This window comes from Sphingomonas sp. SKA58 (genome assembly GCF_000153545.1).
In the GTDB taxonomy this organism is placed as follows: Bacteria; Pseudomonadota; Alphaproteobacteria; order Sphingomonadales; family Sphingomonadaceae; genus Sphingobium; species Sphingobium soli.
Genome location: NZ_AAQG01000020.1, coordinates 19,255 through 36,068 on the forward strand (window position 1 = coordinate 19,255; position 16,814 = coordinate 36,068).

Here is a 16,814-nt window from a genome sequence, read left to right on the forward strand (position 1 = left end):
ATGAACCGCCTGGCGCAGTTGCGGCGTTCTACAGAGAAGCTGTTGTTCAATCTTTTCGGCGGGGAAGAGCTTGCCAGCGTCAGTCTTCCTATGCCCGACGTGGAGAAGTTCTCAGGGTATCTGCCGTACCGGTCGTATGATCGGGACACCGAGCTGTTCTACAACGACGCATCTGTTGGCTTCGTTCTAGAGATAGCGCCGCTGACCGGCGCCGACGAACGAGTTCATACAAGCCTCAACCAGATATTTTCGGACATCCTGATGCCGGGGTGCGACTTCCACGTCGTGTCCTATGCCTCTCCTCGGATCAGCAAGGTTGTCCAGGAGTGGTGTTACCCGAGATACCTGGCGGGCGATGTTTTCGCGAAGATCGCTAATTATCGTGCGGGTCACCTCGCGCGCGGTGCGTGGAAGTCGATGGCGGGTGATGGCCCGTTCGTTACGCGCAACTTCCGGACGGTGTTTTCGGTCAGCGTGAGGCAGGGATCGAGGGTCAACAAGCGCGACCTTTTGACGATCCGCGAGAGTCTGATCGCCCACTTCTCGGCCATTGGCACGCCGACACGGACCTTCACTCCTATCGAGTTGATGCAGTTCTGTGACGAGCTCACAACGCCCTCGACGGGCACCGGAGACGACGCTCTGCACTACAGCGATCTTGATCCGATCAACGTGCAGTGCATCCGTCCCGACTTTGAGATCGCCATCGAGCGAGATCGCATCCTCACACGAAGCCAGTCCCTTCGTATGACAGGCCGGACGCTGCATGACGGCGTGCCCGAACTCGGCATTTTCACGCCATCTTCGTTCGATGTTCGAGCGCTGGTGGTGAAGAACTATCCCGAGCGTTTCGCGGCCTGGGACGGTCAGCAGCTGATCGGATCGATCTTCAATCCGAAGCTGAACTTCGGGTGCCCTGTTGCGATGGTGTTCCAAGGACGCGTCCTTGATGACACCGAGTCCGCAACTCGGGCCGGCTTGAAGCACGTTCGCTCCAAGCAGCTGGCCGAAGGTAAGGCCGTGAGTCTGATTCCCCACCTTAGCCGTCAGGCGGCCGAATGGGAGAACGTGGCGTCGTTGGTTCGTGTTGGGCATCGGCTTGTCCAGGGTTTCTACAACATCAACGTGATATCCCCTCGCGACAGCGCAGAAGAGAACCTGCGGACGGTCAAGGCGGTCTACAAGGCCGCAGGCTGGGATCTGTCGGATCAGCTTCACATCAACATCATGAGCTATTGCTCGATGTTCCCGATGAACATCTCGTCGGGGTTGGGCGACATGCTGTCGCGTATGAAGATGCAGCGAACGATGGTCACGACCAACGCCGCGGCATTTGCACCGATGCACGGTGAATTCCTGGGTGGTAATCTGCCGCACATGATGCTTGTCGGTCGCAGGGGGCAACCGGCCTACTGGTCGCCATTCCAGAACAACGAGGGCAACCACAACACCGCGATCTTCGGCAAGTCGGGGTCCGGCAAATCCGTCTTCCTGCAGGAATTGTGCGTCTCGCTCGTGGGGTCCGGCGCCCATGCAATCATCATCGATGACGGGCGCTCGTTCGAACATACCTGTAAGGCGCTCGGCGGTAGGTTCATCGAGTTCACGCTCTCCAGCGGCCTCAGCGTCAACCCTTTCCGCATGATCGACGCCGACTTGGCCGCGACCGACGAAGATTATCATGTGGACTGCCTGGCGATGCTTATGTCGATCATCGGGCAGATGGCGCGGCACGAGCAGCGTTTGAGTGACTTCGAGAAGGGGATCATCGACCGGGCAGTCAACCAGGTTTGGAACGACATGGGGTCGAACGGAACCATCGACGCGGTGATCACGGCTCTTGTCAATGACGACGATCCTGTGGGCCAGCAGATCGCCACTTCGCTCAATCAGTTCTCCTCCTCGGGCACCTATGGCCGCTTCTTCATCGGGGACAGCATCATCGACCTGACGAACCCGTTCACGGTGTTCGAGCTTTCGGATCTCGCAAGCCGCGAGGATCTGCGTTCAGCGGTTCTGACCTCGATCATGTTCCTTGCCTCGCAGTACATGCGCAAATCCGACCGCACGATTCCGAAGGCCTTGTTCATCGACGAGGCGTGGCAGCTGCTGAAAGGTGGCTCGATGGCGCAGTTCGTCGAGATCTATGCGCGCACTTGTCGTAAGTATTATGGCTCTCTCATCACCGCGACCCAGTCGATCAACGACTATTATAAGAGCGACGGCTCGCGTGCAGCGCTCGAAAATTCGGACTGGTCGGTCGTGTTGGCGCAAAAGCCCGAAACAATCGGCGAGCTTTCTCGCATGGGCCGCTTTGAGCTGAACGAGTTCACCAACGCTCTTATCCGGTCTCTGAAGCGACAAGGAACCGACTATTCGGATGTCTTCGTGCGCGGACCCGATACCGAGTTCGTGGCCCGCCTCGTTCTCGACAAGTTCTCGTCAGCCCTCTTCTCGTCGAGTCCGAAGGTCTTCGCCGAAATCGAGGCGCTCCATCGCCAAGGTATGTCGATGGCCGATGCGATCGAGACGGTCGCTTTCCCCGAAAACGCAAAGTTCGGCGGGGAAATCCTCGCGGCCGCCGAGTGAAGGAAGGATTCAAGATGAAGACCATTCGCAACATGGACAACAAGACGCTGGCAGCTTGGACCCTGTCCATCGCCGTCGTGCTCCTGTGGGCCGTATGGGTGTCCGTGAAGGTGCTGACGCCGACCAACTTCAACGACCGTTTTGCTAAGGTGCAGTTGCAGGGCCTCGTCTCGGAATACGTGATGAAGCAGGCGAGGACGGCAACGCCTCCCGAACAGATCACGGCCGAGACCCAGAAGTTTATGCAGGCCGTCGACCAGTCCGTGCGTGAAGCAAGCGCCGGGGGCCGCATCATCCTGGTCAACGAGGCGTTGGTTGGTTCGAGCGAGGTGCCTGATATCACCGCGCAGGTCCGCCAGGCCGTCTATCAGAAGGTGCCCGAACCGAAGGCCGCCGCGGTGCAGCCGAATGTGCCTGCCGAGATGAACAAGTTCTTCCAAGGCGCGCAGTGATGTCTTCGCTGGCGGAGATCATTCCCGACGCCCGCGCAACGCCATGGTGGCGCGGAGCCTTGGCCAAGCGCTGGGCGATGTGCCTGGGGCTGGCATTCTTCGTCATCAGCCTTCCGTCACTCAGGGAGTGGGGCCGGCACCACGCCATCGTGATCAACGCTTCCGACTCCTTGCCGAACTACGCCTTCTTCGTGAACGTCGGAGTGCTTCCCAAGAAGGGCCAGTTCGTCATGTTCGATCCTCCAAAGTCGGAGGTCGTCAGGGTTCACTTTGGCGAGCATCCCCCTGCGTTTGGCAAGCTCGTGCTTGGAACGGAAGGAGACCTCGTTTCGCACGTCGGGCGCTCGGTCTTCATCAACGGCGAGCTGGTGGCGACGATGAAGCCGCTGACCCGGAAGGGGCTGCCGCTCTTCGAAGGCCCTGTCGGGCGCATTCCCAAGGGGTGCTTCTATGCCGGCTCGCACCACAAGGACGGCCTCGACAGCCGCTACGCCCAAATCGGCTTCGTGTGTGCCGATCGCGTGATGGGAACCGGAGAACCAATCCTATGAGGCAGGAACTGTTGACCTTCTTCGGGGCGGCGGGACTCGCCTTCGCGTTCTCTGGCCACGCGCCGGCGCTGGCGAAGGACTTGGGGGTCATGGGGGCGACGTTCCCGCTTGTGGAGCAGGATCTGTTCGCGGTGATCTCCGCGAAACTGCACCGGATGCAGGAATCCGGGCAGATGGACAAGATCAACCGCGACCTGGCCGCCCATGCGGCGGAAAAGGCTCGTCGCCCCAATCCAGTGGGTGGTCTCGGGAGAACACAGGACGAGCGCAGCTGGTTCTACGACCCCTCGATCGTCGTCGACAAGGACATCGCTGATCAGAAGGGCAATGTGTTCGCCCATGCGGGTCAGCGCGTGAACCCTCTTGGTCTCGTCAATCTGCGTCAAAAGCTGATCTTCATCGATGGCGATAACGCCAAGGATTTCCAATGGGCCTTGGATCAAGGCAGCGAGGTCCAGACCAAGATCATCCTGGTCAAGGGCGCGCCGATCGATCTGATGAAGGCATCTGATCGGCGGATCTACTTCGACCAGAACGGCTACCTTACGCACAAGTTCGGCATCGAAAACGTGCCGGCCGTGGTCAAGCAGGAAGGCGACAAGTTACTTGTGCGCGAAGTGAAGGGGGCGAGCTGATGGCCGTGTTGGACAAGCTCTGGAAGCAGGTCGACAACGCGATCCCGGTGCCGATGGCTGCGCCGGAAACACCGCAGTTGAAGGCGCAGCGGCATCGCCTGATCGCCGCCAGCGTGGTTCTGGCGTGGTTATGTCTCGCGGTCCTGGCAAGCCGTGGTCCGGTCGTGAAGGTCGAGGCACTTCTGATCGTCGGTTTTCTTGTCTTCGTCGTGCTTGAGGGCGCGATTTGGGCGAGGCGCAAGAACGCGGCCGACGATGCATACCTCGATGAGCTCTGCCGACGCGACCGCGAGGATCGTGACGAGCTCTGCGCTCGAGAGGAGGGCAATCACAGTGAAGCTGCGTGAGCTCCTCCTCGTCGTTCTCTTCGCTTTGGCGATCAGCAAGCCTCTGCCGGCTCACGCTGGGGCACCCTCGACGTGCACCGGACATTTTCCCAACCCCATCACCGATGTCTGCTGGGGGTGCATGTTCCCGCTCTCCATCGGCTTTCTGGACATCTGGCCATCATCCCGGCCCGATACGCCAAACCCCGCGTCGCCGATCTGCCTGTGCGGCTCTCCTATTCCCCGCATTGGAATTGCGGCGGGATTTTGGGAGCCTGTCAGGTTGCTTGATGTGACAACAAAACCGTACTGCTTTCCCAATCTCGGGGGCCTGTCCCTGGGCAGTGGGATCATCAAAGGCAAGGGGTACTACCACGGCGCGGGTTACGGTGCGCAAGGGCAGCAATCGACCGCCAAATACGATGTCCATTACTACATCTACCCGTTGCTCTATTGGATGGAGATCCTGACCGACTTCCTCTGCTTCGAGCAGTCTAGTTTCGACGTCGCCTACATGACGGAAATCGATCCTCTGTGGGACGATGACGTCCTCACGACCATCATCAATCCCGAGGTCGCGCTTTTCGCAAACCCAATTGCGGTCGCCGCGTGTGCGGCCGACTGTGTGACGTCCACGGTGGGTCTGCCGTTCGACTATCTGTTCTGGTGCAGCGGGTGCCAAGGGTCGATGTATCCGATGAACGGGAACATCGCGGCGAGCGGCGCGGCTGTGCAGTCCGCCCGTCTGGCGGCCGAGCGCATGATCTACAAGATGCACCGGGAAGGATTGGCATGGGGGACGATGGGCTCTCAAGGTCTGTGTCACAAGTACCTGATGCCGATCCTCAAGAAATCGCAATACCGCCTCCAGGCGATTAACCCGTCGCCGATGGTGTCGGGCAAAGGGTCCTGTATGCCGATTGGTGGAAGCACTCTGCTGCCGAAGGCTGGAAATCTCTACCCGGTTGTTGGTGAAGACGTTGGGTACTTGTTGTGGCGTAAGCGCAACTGCTGCGTACTTTAGGAGGGTTCCAATGGTTCGATCAGTTCTCAAGTTCGGGCTTCTGGGCGCCCTCGGCATTGCCACGGGTGTCGCAGCGCAGAGCGTGGATGGCATCGATATTACAGGCCTTCTGAAGAAGGCTGAGACGCAAGGCAGTGATCTTCAGGACTTCGTCAACGATGTGAAGCGTCGCGATCAAGAGATGAAGGACCAAGCCGAGCAGATCGCTCAGCACGCAATGACGCGGATATCCGATCCCCGCCTCAAGGGTGCAGCGGGAGACCCCTCGGGCGCGATCGATTTCGATGAGCTCGTCTCTGGGGCGTCGGAGATCCTGAAGGGCGGGCAGGGAGGCGCCCCCATGTTCATGGTCTTCGCCAGCACATCAATGCCCGCAGAGTCCTTGAAGCCGCTGATCAACCATACGGCGGCCGCTGGCGGCGTTGTTGTGTTTCGCGGGTTTCCCGGGAATTCGGCAAAGCAGTTCATGGCAAAACTGCATGAGGTCGTGAGCAAGGACGACACCAACGTCCGGATCATGGTTGACCCGCGCTTATTCCGCGCCTTCAACGTCCAGGTCGCGCCGACGTTCGTCGTCGCAGGGTCGGATTTTGAACCCTGCGATCAACTGGATTGTGTCAGCACGCCTCCGCCGTCGGATCGTATGGCTGGAAACGTGACGGTGCGGTTCGCGCTGGAGCGGTTCGTCGAGGAGAAGGGCCCGGGTGCTCGCACTGCTCAGGTTGCTCTGTCTAACCTGAACGCGAAGCATTTGCAGTGAGGGGCTGGGTCGCCTTTCTCGTGGCGCTAGGCGTTTCTGCATCGCCGGCAAGCGCGCAGATGTCGCGCGATGACGCAAAGGCAGCTGCGACGGACCTGGCCAAGGCGGCGCGCGACGGAGCAGTGACCGTCACCACGCAAACTGGGGCGCCTTCGGTCGTTCCGTACTACGCCGGGACCAGCTTGCCAGAGAGTGCCTACCAGAACGATCCCGATGCGTTGATCTCGGCGGGAAGTTCTACCGCTTCGACAAGCGATGCAGCCAAGGTGGTCAAGAATCCGAACAGGCCGTATTTTGATCCCAAGATGATCGATGTGAGCAGCGCCAAGGCGATCGAGGATGATCCCAACTCGTACACCGGGACCGGCCTGTCGACCACGTCGACGGCATCGCAGTGTCAGCCTTTGCCCACCACGGGCGGAACGCCAGACTACTATTACGAGACGTGCAACACCGGCTCGGCGGTCAAGGACGTGGATACGACCTGCACCTCTCAACTGGTGCTCACCCACGCCAACACCCTCGGCAATAAGTATCTATGCGCGAAGTCCCTCTACACGGGCTTCGACAACTGCACACCCCTAGCGCAGGACGGGACGTGCCATCTCACTAATTCGTTTGACCTTACCGGCTACAACATCCAACTGAACTATTATACGTGCTCCAGCACCCACACAGAACCCACTTCATTCTTTATCGGGACGGAGGTTATTCCGCCCCCGCCTGGCGCGTTGGAAGTGATCAACAAGACATACAATTGCGCAGATTCCGGGGCCAACTCGGGTCAGCAAGCCCAGTATTTGCTAGGGGACGGCGTTCATTACTTTGACTTCGGCAACGTCACCGTGACGTTTCCAACCTGCGATACGTACCAGGGCTCGCCTTATTGCGCCCAGACGGGGAAGCCGGCCTCCGTCACCGAAACGCAGGTATGTGCGAGCTGGGACAGCGAGTTGGTGACCGACTACCAGTTTGGCTTTTCCTATTATATCAATGCCTGCAAGCAGTGGGTGACCCAGAAGTACTATACCTGCACGGCTGACACCGGCAGCGCGCCACCCGTCGCAACTAGCCCCCCGGAGTATTTCACGCAGCAGTGGCAGGCCGGTGCGTGCTCCGCGGGGTCGGATTGCACTTATCAGGGCGAGACTTGCACTGGCGGGACGCAGACCAAGGTTATCGACGGGATCTCGGTCACGCTACCCTGCTGGGAGAAAACCAAGACCTACTCGTGCCAGACCGTCGTCGGAGGGCAGTCGGATTGCGCTGCAGTCGAAGGAAAACAGACCTGCTCGTTTGATCATGAGGAGTGCCTTGATGACCAGTGCACCGTCAAAAACCGGGTGTTCAAGTGCGAGGTGCCGAACTCGGGCCAAACCGCAGCGCCTCAATATATTTGCAGCAACGACGTCTACTGCATCAACGGGGATTGTCAGCAGGTCGAGCGGGAGGCGAGCACCGAGTTCAAGGATGCGCTCGTTGCCATGCACGCCCTTGGCCAAGCCAAGGATGAGTGGGATGAGAACAGCCTGACACTGTTTTCAGGAACGGCCACCGGGTGTCACAAGCCGATCTTCGGTTTGGTCAATTGCTGCGCCGGGAAGACATCTGGCCTTCTCTCCACAGCTACGGGCGCCGCTGCGCTGGCGAGTGGTCCTGCAGCGATCGCCGCACTGGCGACGCCGTTCCTGACGACGTTTCTGTGCTCCACCGAGGAAAAGACGCTGGACGTGAAGGACCGCATGGGGCTTTGCCACATGATCGGGACCTACTGTTCGCAGAAGGTGCTGTTTGTCTGCACCACGCGTCGCACGACCTATTGCTGCTTTGAGAGCAAGCTGACTCGGGTGATCCAGGAGCAGGGGCGTGCGCAGCTTGGTAAGACGTTCGGGACGCCCAAGAGCCCGCAATGCGGCGGATTCAGCATCTACGAGTTCCAGCAACTCGATCTCTCGAAAATGGACTTCACCGAAGTCTACAAAGACTTCGTCGATGCCGCGAAGCTGCCCGATGAGGTGCAGACGATGCAGGATATTCAGGCCCGCATCTCCAAGTATTACAGCGATCATGGAGCGAACTGACGATGGCGGCGGAGGTCGTTAATTTTGGGGTCCAGCATCACGTTCTGGGCATGGGGATCGTGGACCTCGCAATCCTTTCGGGGGTCGTGAATGGGAACGTGGTTTGCAAGGAGACCGCGCTTCGCCGTGTGGCCGAGCTACGTCGAAACGACGTCCCAGCGGGAGCCATCACCCTGTCGATGGAGCGAATGTCCCGGTCGGGGTGGCTGCTCATGACGCAAGAGGGGCTTCTTTCGATCACAGAGGCGGGTCGTCAGGCGTTGGGTGCCGCGTTCGGCTTCGTCGTGCGGTTGCTCGATAACGGGGCAAACCTGATCGACGCTGCGATCTATTCCAAGGTGTTCAATACGAGTGACGGAGGCGCAACATGAAGGGCAGGAAGTCTGTAATCGTTGCGAGTCTTGTGTCGCTGCTGGCCGTTCCGATCGCCGGGGCGGCCGCGGCCGACGAGGGATCTCGCGCGGATGAGTTCTACTGCGGCGAGCGCAAGCTTGGGACGTGGTTCTATTGTGATCGGCCGAAGGCTGAAGCTTCACCGGTAGCTCAACAGGCTCCCGGGATGGCAAAGCAGCCAACGGGTCCGACCGCGCTGGCGGAACTGCAGGCCGTGCAGAAGGAGCTCGAGGAGCGCAAAGCGCTCGCGATCATGTATCCGACGCCGATCCACATCGCGGAATACATCGGGTTCCAGCGGCAGCAGCTTGATCGCGCGTCGACGTTTGCCGATCAGTGGCAGCGCACGATCTGGCAGACGCCAAATCTCGATTACACGCTTCAGCGCCCCGTTAGCACGCTGGGCAAGCGGACGTGGAGCCTCGTGAGGGCCGATGCGCAGCGTCAGACGCTTGACTCGCTGGCGCAGCGGTACGGCATCTTTTACTTCTTCTCGAGCGACTGTGCGGCGTGCGAAGCTTTCTCTCCCGTTCTGAAGTCCCTTTCAAACGCGCACGGGTTCCCGGTGATGGCTGTCTCGATGGACGGAGGCGGGACCCCTGCGTTTCCCAATTTCGTGGTCGATAATGGCCAGTATGAGCTCATGGGCCTGGTCGGCAGGAACGTGCCGGCGCTTGTACTTTTCGACAGCGTGACGAAGCGGCCGATCCCCATCGGCTATGGAGTCATGGCCGCCGACGAAATCGAAGAGCGGATCTTCCAGCTCACGCAAGTCGAACCGGGGAGCTATTTCTGATGGCAGAGGAACACGATGGCAGGAGGCGCCGCTCGCGCCGGGTCATAGCGATGGTAGCGTGTGTGATGCTGGCGACGAGTTCGTCAGTCCCGGCAACCGCTGGTGTGCAGTCCGAGATGAACAACTTCTTCTCCGGTTTGGGGGGTGGTGCCAACGTGACCGGTCCCGGCGCGTATCAGGGTCAGTCCGCTGGTTATTATACCGGGGGTGGTCTCTACACCCGGGCGCCTCAGCAGGACATCACGCCGATCTCGATCAGCCTTCCGAAGGTATCGGCAGGGTGTGGCGGCATCGATATTTTCACCGGTGGTTTTTCGTTCATCAATTCTGATCAGTTGGTCGCGTTTCTGAAAGCGACGGCGAACAACGCCATCGGGTTTGCCTTCAAATTGGCGATCGACGCTATCAGCCAGCAGATCGGCAAGGTGATGGACACCATGCAAGACATCGCCAACAAGGTGAATACGACCAATATTTCGAGCTGCAACGCGGCTAAGGCGCTGGTCGGAACGACGGCCTCGATGCTGACTTCGCACAAGGAATATATTTGCGAGACCCTGGGCAACGACAAGGGCATCTTTACGGACTTCGCCAAGGCGCGTTCTGGTTGTGGCAACGAGAACAAGGCGGCGTCGGTCATTCAGGATAACGCGGACCCGAACAAGGAGGGCGAAAACGCCCTTCTTCCGCGCAATTATACTTGGTGGGCGATCTACAAGGGGAAGGACGCTTCGGTCGCGCCGAACCACGAATTTGCCGAGTTCATGATGACTCTGCTCGGCACCGTGGTGTTCAAGGGTAAGGGCGCCGGCGATGAAGGCGAGGGCTCTACGCGAGTGATTGCACCTGACCTGACCGCCATCAAGACGATGTTGGACGGCGATGCGGTCTCTGGTAGCAAGATGCTCAAGTGCAACGACTACACGCCGGATGGATGTCTGGACGTTTCGCAGCAGGCTGTTCCTGTCGATCAGGCCCAGGCGCTGCGGCCGAAGATCCAGGCGATGATCATCTCGATGCGCGATAAGGTACTCACCGACACAGCCTTGTCGAACGATGAAGTGGCGTTGCTCGGGATGACAAGCGTGCCCCTTTACAAGGTCGTGACAGTCACGGCGACGTCCTCCGTCGGCCTCAGTCAGAGCGAGATTCAGACTCTGTCGGAGGTCGTCGCGGTCGATGTCGTTCTCTCGATGGTCGAGACGATGGTGCAGAACGTCCAGAAGGATATGCGCGAGAACAATGCCCCGATTTCGCCGGCTTTCACGACCTGGCGCTCGAACCTGTCGACAGTGAATACGGCAGTGGGCGAGCTGCGGGCGACTGTGTCTCAGCGCTTTCAGACGACACAATCGATCGTCGAGCGAACGCAGATGCTGGAGAAGCAGCTGCGGAACAATCTTGCTCCGCAGCTTACCGCGGCGCTCGGCTTCAGCCGGAGTCAAAACAAGGCGTCGGGTAACTGACCTAGTCTGCAGGTTGCGAGGCATTTATGTGGGAAGTGTTCACGATCGGTGGTGCAGACTACCTGATGACGGTCTTCAATGCGGTCGCCGTATGGTCCGGGGGAGGGGGCTTTCGTTCACTCCTGTCGGTCGTGATGGTTCTGGGCTTGATCTATGCGTTGATTACCATGGCTATGCACCTTGACTGGAAGGTGCTCTGGAATTGGTTCATCACGGCCACGCTCCTCTACATGGTTCTCCTGGTCCCGACTACGACCGTCAAGGTAACCGATCGCACCGATGCCGCAGCCGGAGGTACGATCGACAACGTCCCGATTGGACTGGCCGCGTTCGCCTCGATCTCGAGCACAGCTGGTGATTGGATGACGCGCACCGCGGAGACGTTGTTCGCGATGCCCGCGTCGCTCAACCTGTCGAGCAACGGCATGATTTACGGGTCTCGGCTGCTCGATCATGTCTACGATTATGAGTTCGCAGATCCCATCATCTACGGGAACCTGGAGGAGTATAACAAGCAGTGCTTGTTCTACGATATCCTGCTTCACCCGGAACGCGCCAAGGTTTTGATCAAGAGCACCGATGTCTTGACCGACATGGGCCCCGGGTCCAGCGCCCGTGCGACGAAGTTCATGTACCATGATGGAACTGGCGCGGTCGTGCAGGACATTCGCCGTTGTGCCGATGCTTATACCGGGATCGTCAATCAGATCGCCGGCGACATGGATGAAGCGGAGAAGACCGCTGGGAAGCGGATTTTCCCGAAGCTGACCGAGGCCGCTGCGAAGGCCAAACTGGAGGCGGATCTGCCGGCCCTGCACGATGCTGTGTTCGGAACATCCGGCTCGACCGCGCCTGTCATTCTGCGCCAGAAAGCGATGGTCGACAGTTTCAGTCGTGCGCTCAACTCGTTCGGGAACCCCGAGCTCGATGCGTTGGCGGCAGAGCGGGCCGATGTCCAGGCGTCCAATACGTATACGGCCATCACATCGCAGGCGATGACATGGGTTCCGATGCTGAACATCATCCTGAATATCGTGTTCTACGCGATGTTTCCGGTGATTTTCCCGCTGTTCCTTTTCCCCGGGACCGGCGTGCAGACGCTTAAAGGCTACATCACCGGCTTCTTCTACCTGTCCGCATGGGGGCCGCTTTATGCGGTCCTCCACATGGTGGTGCAAACCAAGCTCGGCGTCGACTTGCAAGGCACGGCACCGGGCGGGATGACCCCTGCCACCGTCCATGCGATCAAGTCAGTCAATATGGATCTCGCCAACTTGGCGGGGTTCTTGATGATGTCGATTCCTTTCATTGCTGCCGGCATGGCGCGCGGGGCGATGGCGATATCCGGTCAGGCTATGTCGATGCTCGCGCCGGCCCAGCGTGCAGCAGAGGACGCGGCCTCGGAACGGACTACCGGCAACTATGCCTACGGCAACCGCAGCTTCTCCAACTTCAGCGCGAACAACGTCCAATCGTCGCAATGGCAGATGGCGCCGAATTACGACTTCGGGGAGACGAGGGCGTCTTATCGCGATGGTGCCGGCCTACGGCAAATCGATTTCAGTGGGGGCGGGTCATCAGCGACGGCGTATGACTCGAGCGAGCGCCTGACCAGGCTGCCGATTTCGTTCTCGTCAGGCTTCAACGCGTTCGAGAAGATGGAGGTCATGTCCTCGCAGGCTGCGAGTGAACGCCAATCTGCGCTTAGCCAATGGAGCTCGCGGCACGCCTCTGGCGATAGGGCCGGGTCATCCAATAGCCAGTCGTCAACGATCGTGTCGGGTCAAACAGCCTCGACGGACAGGACCAGGTCACAGTCCGATTCCACGGGAAGTGGCTATTCAAGTCAGACCACGAGAGGAAACTCGCAGGACATCTCCGGCACGCACTCCAAGCGTTCGGACCAGAGCGAGTTCGTTGGGAACGAGCAATCGGCGAATTCCTCGACGACCTACAGTGATACGGCAGGTATGAGGGGGTCGATAGGTATTGGCCTTGGTGGTGGTGAGAGTGGCGGCGGGAAGCCGGCAGCAGGGAAGACTGCCAAGGGGGCGCCAAAGGGCCGCGGCGGCATTGCCGGCGCCCTCTTTGAGGCTGTGGGCGGACGAGCGAGTGCGGATATCTATGGTGATGTTCATCGCACTGGCACTCGGGGGACTTCTGAAACCGATTCTTCCGGTAACAGGACCACGAATTCGGATGTTGTGTCGAATGAGATGCGCAACAGTCAGGATTTCCGTGAAGGCGATACAACGACGCCTTACAAGGAGGATCACAACCGGACTGAGGGGACGAGTGACAGCCGGACGCGGTTTGCGAGGTCGCAGGTCGAACAGGGGCAGTCGAACACCAACGAAAGGTACACATCCGACGAGCTGGCAATGATGCGCCAGTACGCCCATTCGCGTGATCTCGAGGCGCGTGTCTCCCAGTTGAGAGGTATGGGCCAGGAAGAGCGGACCAACTTCAGCGACGATCTTACGTCTCATATCGCCCAGGAATATATGGAGCGGCGAGAGCATCAACCGTGGCTACCTGATATTCGTGAGCCCAATCTGTCGGGGCAGGCGCGTCAGGTGCGTGATAAGGAAATCAATGACATTGCGATGGGTTTGTTGGCCGATCGCGGATCTCTTTCGACCCAGTTCGAAAATCCGTTCCGGAAGGCGAACGGCGAATATGACTATGATCGGATCGCGAGCTCAATGGATTCAGAGATCCAGCAGATGCGCGGATCGATCGGGCAACCGGCCGAAGCGATTCCGCGCAATCACATCGGTGCGCCAACTCGTCCTGAAGCTCTGCCGCATGGCGTGGCTGATGCGCCGCATGGTGTTCCGGGTGCTCCGCTATCGGGACCTGTTGATGTTGTTTTGCCACGGTCGGGGGAGGGCTTTCGCAGCTACTCAAACGCGGCACATCAGTTTGCGACTGCGGGAATGATAGGCGAACTTGAGGCGTCCTCGCGTGCGTGGGTCGCGCGGGGCGGCGCGCCCGTCAACATTGGCGATATCAGCAGGGCGGGCGGGGGCGACATGCCAGGGCATGAAACGCACGAGACCGGTCGAAATGTGGACATCAGGCCATTCCGGCGAGACGGGCAGAATGAACCCGTCAATTGGCGTTCGCCGGACTACGATCGCAACGCGACGCGCGAGTGGATCCAGATGATGCGCGAAAGGAATCCGCAGGCTCGTGTGCTGTTCAACGATCCGGAGCTGATCAGGGAAGGTCTGGCTCAGCGTGGCGATAGGCCGGGCGCTCCGCAGCACCACGACAATCACCTCCACCTGATACTGTGAGATTGGACCACTAGATGGTCGACGCCGTGCGGTTCAGAAAAGGAGCCGCACGGCATCCATGATGAGTGGGCCAAAGATGATCGTCAGAACGATCGGCAGCACCAGCCACGCCGGTGACGAACCGTCAGAACGGTTGACGACGACGTAATTCTCGTCGTTGTACGCGATCCTCCAGCCTTCGTCGTTCATGGCACATCTCCGTTCTCCGGATGTTCTATAGTGGAGAAGGAGCAAATAATCAACCCGCCCTGCCTTGGTGCTCAGACGGTTGAGTGGGTTGTATTCTCATCGAGCAAGTCTTGGCTTTTCACCGAAGTGCTCATCCGGCTAAAGGAAGTCGTCACCGGCGTGATCGTCGTGGATCTCGATTGAGCGGACATAACCTGCCACCGTCTCTATCGACTTGTGACGAGAGTGCTGCTGCATCTTGAAGACGTTCGCCCGGTTTGCAGCCGCCTCCGTTAGGAAGCCCGAGCGCAGTGAATGTCCGGAATAGTCGCCTTTGAGGCCAGCAGCTGAAGCCGCGCTCTTGATGAGGCGGACGATGGTCTTGTCGGTGATTGGGGAGGCGGTAATGGCGTTGGAACGCGTAAGGCGTCGGAATAGCGGTGCGGAGCCGGTCTCGTCGCCTGCCAACGGATCGGCAAGATCGAGGTGGTGCAACCAGTGTTTGAGGAGCGTTACAGGCCGGATTGCTCGCCCTTGTGGTATGGCAATCTGGGTGCCTTTCTGCTCCTGGTCGCGCTTCGAGCGTCGGATCGTCACGGTCAGGCCCTTCGGTGCGAAGGCTATGTCTCGCAGCTGCAGGTCGACCAGCTCGGAGCGTCGGAAAGCGCCTGCCATTCCGAGCGCCAGCAGCGCGCGATCGCGCGCGGGCCTGGTCCCGGTGCCCTCTATCGTTGCGAGCATCTGCTTGACGGCATCAGCGTCTGCAGGCGCCTTCTTGGTCGGCGGGCGAGCGTATCGTCGGCGCGCGCCGGCGAGCATGGCCGAGACCACGCCACCCGTATCGCGCGCAACGGGGGCGATTAGCCCTGCGTCCTGGTGGTGGTGATTGATCGCGGCGACCCGTCGGCCGAGCGTGATCGGCGAGGTTCCGGCGTTGGCCTCAACGTGGATGAACAGGGCGACGACGTCGGGGTGCGCAGGAAGGGCTTCGAAGTTTCGGTCGTCACAGAAGGCGCAGAACCGATTCCAATCCGAGCTATAGGCGCGTCGGGTCGAGGGGGCTTTTGCGGCGGCGAGCGTTTCGCGTGCGGCCTCGATTTCGGCGAGCATTTCGGCCGAAAGCGGCGCGTCGAAGGAGGTGGCGGGGAGGTTGAGGTCACTTGCCATACTGCGTGCTTACGTGGTCAGAAGGGTAGCGAACGAGAGCGCGGAGGCAATGAAGGACGAAACCATTAGAGCCGCTCCGATGCTGGTCTTCTTGAGGGAAAAGCAGATCCACGCGCCGACCAGCATGATCGCCAGGGAGAGATAGCCGATACCCTGTAGTTGCGCCGCGTGCCCCAGATAGTGGATAGGGCGGCCATACTTGGGTGCATCCCAAGAATCCTGGGTCGTGAAAGCGTCGATGCCTCTGAGCGCAAGAACTGTAGCAGGCGCTCCTAGAACGGCTGCCTCGATCAGTGTCTTGTTGGTTTTCGCCATTACCCGGTATCCTCTAGCTGACGCTTTCATGGTGTGCTTCTAACTCCGTCAGCCGTGCATCTTTTGGAGAAGAAAATCGCGAAACTGGACCGCCTCTGCCGGCAGCGGGCCGAACCAGCGTCTGAGGACGGGTTCCGGCATCCAGCGCAGCGGCAGGCCCATTCCGGTAGCCATGATGAGCCCGATGGCGAGGATTGGCAGCAGGATCAGCAGGTAGATGGCGGAACCCAATCCGATCGTCGGCTCGAGGTACGGGGCGGCGAACCCCAGCGGCAAGACAATGAGCAGGGGGAAGATTGTGATCTTGCGAATGAGCGCGTCCCATTGCTCGATGCGTTGTTCAATCAGCGCCTGATAGGTGACGCAGACTTCGCGGCCGCCTCCCCATTCGTAGAAGCTCCAATCCGGGGAAGTGTCGGAGACTTCGGTTTCGGTCTCGTCGAGTGTGGGTGGCGCCGTCTCGGCTTGTTCGAGCGCGGAAATGAGGGGTGTCAGGCTGTAGCGATCGCCGAATATGTGGGTGTCGAGAGTAACCAGGTCGTCGGTAATGGTCTGGATCTTCTCGATCGAAAAGGCGGTTCCGGGTGTGGAGAGCGCGGCGACCTCTATAATCGCCGGCGCGCGTTGGACAAACTGCTCGAGGTTGTCGCTGAAGGGGCCGGTTTCCATGGCGGCCCGGTGGTGGCTGCGTAGCCGCTGCGTGAAGATGTCGGCGATCAGGGCCTTGACGGCGCGTTGCTCGTCGCCAGCGTCGAGCAGCTTCGACACGTGTGGCGACATCTCGTAGCC

At 59.7% G+C, this 16,814-nt stretch carries 16 protein-coding genes; 12 read left to right on the forward strand and 4 right to left on the reverse strand.

What is annotated here, in order from left to right; translation table 11 throughout:
• Genes traC through SKA58_RS00150 form a run of 12 tightly spaced genes read left to right on the forward strand, consistent with a single transcriptional unit; the run spans position 1 to position 14,375 of the window.
• Complete coding sequence (gene traC / locus SKA58_RS00095; RefSeq protein ID WP_009820287.1) at positions 1 to 2,589, forward strand: type IV secretion system protein TraC; 2,589 nt, start codon at positions 1 to 3, stop codon at positions 2,587 to 2,589.
• A 14-nt stretch (positions 2,590 to 2,603) separates the two neighbouring features.
• Positions 2,604 to 3,041, forward strand: coding sequence for a TrbI F-type domain-containing protein (locus SKA58_RS00100; protein ID WP_156784107.1), 438 nt, complete (start codon positions 2,604 to 2,606; stop codon positions 3,039 to 3,041).
• A complete protein-coding gene (locus SKA58_RS00105) occupies positions 3,041 to 3,592 on the forward strand; it encodes a S26 family signal peptidase (protein ID WP_009820289.1) in 552 nt (183 codons plus the stop codon). Before SKA58_RS00100 ends, SKA58_RS00105 begins: the two co-directional genes overlap by 1 nt.
• Positions 3,589 to 4,227 (forward strand): type-F conjugative transfer system protein TraW, encoded by a 639-nt coding sequence (traW, locus tag SKA58_RS00110; RefSeq protein ID WP_009820290.1) that lies wholly within the window; start codon positions 3,589 to 3,591, stop codon positions 4,225 to 4,227. The genes SKA58_RS00105 and traW overlap by 4 nt, the downstream gene beginning before the upstream one ends.
• Complete coding sequence (locus tag SKA58_RS00115; protein ID WP_009820291.1) at positions 4,227 to 4,574, forward strand: hypothetical protein; 348 nt, start codon at positions 4,227 to 4,229, stop codon at positions 4,572 to 4,574. Before traW ends, SKA58_RS00115 begins: the two co-directional genes overlap by 1 nt.
• A complete protein-coding gene (gene traU, locus SKA58_RS00120) occupies positions 4,561 to 5,577 on the forward strand; it encodes a conjugal transfer pilus assembly protein TraU (protein ID WP_442852449.1) in 1,017 nt (338 codons plus the stop codon). The genes SKA58_RS00115 and traU overlap by 14 nt, the downstream gene beginning before the upstream one ends.
• A gap of 10 nt (positions 5,578 to 5,587) precedes the next feature.
• Entirely contained in the window at positions 5,588 to 6,337 is a 750-nt protein-coding gene (gene trbC, locus SKA58_RS00125; protein WP_009820293.1) for a type-F conjugative transfer system pilin assembly protein TrbC, read from the forward strand.
• Positions 6,338 to 6,396: 59 nt separating this feature from the next.
• A complete protein-coding gene (locus tag SKA58_RS19070) occupies positions 6,397 to 8,418 on the forward strand; it encodes a conjugal transfer protein TraN (RefSeq protein WP_232209339.1) in 2,022 nt (673 codons plus the stop codon).
• A gap of 2 nt (positions 8,419 to 8,420) precedes the next feature.
• Positions 8,421 to 8,789, forward strand: coding sequence for a hypothetical protein (locus SKA58_RS00135; RefSeq protein WP_009820295.1), 369 nt, complete (start codon positions 8,421 to 8,423; stop codon positions 8,787 to 8,789).
• Complete coding sequence (gene traF, locus SKA58_RS00140) at positions 8,786 to 9,607, forward strand: conjugal transfer protein TraF (RefSeq protein WP_009820296.1); 822 nt, start codon at positions 8,786 to 8,788, stop codon at positions 9,605 to 9,607. The genes SKA58_RS00135 and traF overlap by 4 nt, the downstream gene beginning before the upstream one ends.
• Complete coding sequence (locus SKA58_RS00145) at positions 9,607 to 11,073, forward strand: conjugal transfer protein TraH (protein ID WP_083784831.1); 1,467 nt, start codon at positions 9,607 to 9,609, stop codon at positions 11,071 to 11,073. Before traF ends, SKA58_RS00145 begins: the two co-directional genes overlap by 1 nt.
• Before the next feature lie 26 nt (positions 11,074 to 11,099).
• On the forward strand, positions 11,100 to 14,375 hold the full coding sequence (locus SKA58_RS00150; protein ID WP_009820298.1) for a conjugal transfer protein TraG N-terminal domain-containing protein: 3,276 nt from the start codon (positions 11,100 to 11,102) through the stop codon (positions 14,373 to 14,375).
• Positions 14,376 to 14,408: 33 nt separating this feature from the next.
• Here the strand turns inward: SKA58_RS00150 and SKA58_RS19715 are convergent, their stop codons facing one another.
• The 4 genes from SKA58_RS19715 to SKA58_RS00165 all read right to left on the reverse strand — a co-directional run bounded on the left by SKA58_RS19715 (position 14,409) and on the right by SKA58_RS00165 (position 16,805).
• Complete coding sequence (locus tag SKA58_RS19715; RefSeq protein ID WP_009820299.1) at positions 14,409 to 14,564, reverse strand: hypothetical protein; 156 nt, start codon at positions 14,562 to 14,564, stop codon at positions 14,409 to 14,411.
• Between the two features lie 138 nt (positions 14,565 to 14,702).
• A complete protein-coding gene (locus tag SKA58_RS00155) occupies positions 14,703 to 15,710 on the reverse strand; it encodes a site-specific integrase (protein WP_009820300.1) in 1,008 nt (335 codons plus the stop codon).
• A 9-nt stretch (positions 15,711 to 15,719) separates the two neighbouring features.
• Positions 15,720 to 16,025, reverse strand: a complete 306-nt coding sequence (locus tag SKA58_RS00160; protein WP_037541890.1) for a hypothetical protein — start codon at positions 16,023 to 16,025, stop codon at positions 15,720 to 15,722.
• Positions 16,026 to 16,073: 48 nt separating this feature from the next.
• Positions 16,074 to 16,805: a hypothetical protein gene (locus tag SKA58_RS00165; protein WP_009820302.1), complete on the reverse strand. Its 732-nt coding sequence runs from the start codon at positions 16,803 to 16,805 to the stop codon at positions 16,074 to 16,076.
• Between the last annotated feature and the right edge of the window lie 9 nt (positions 16,806 to 16,814).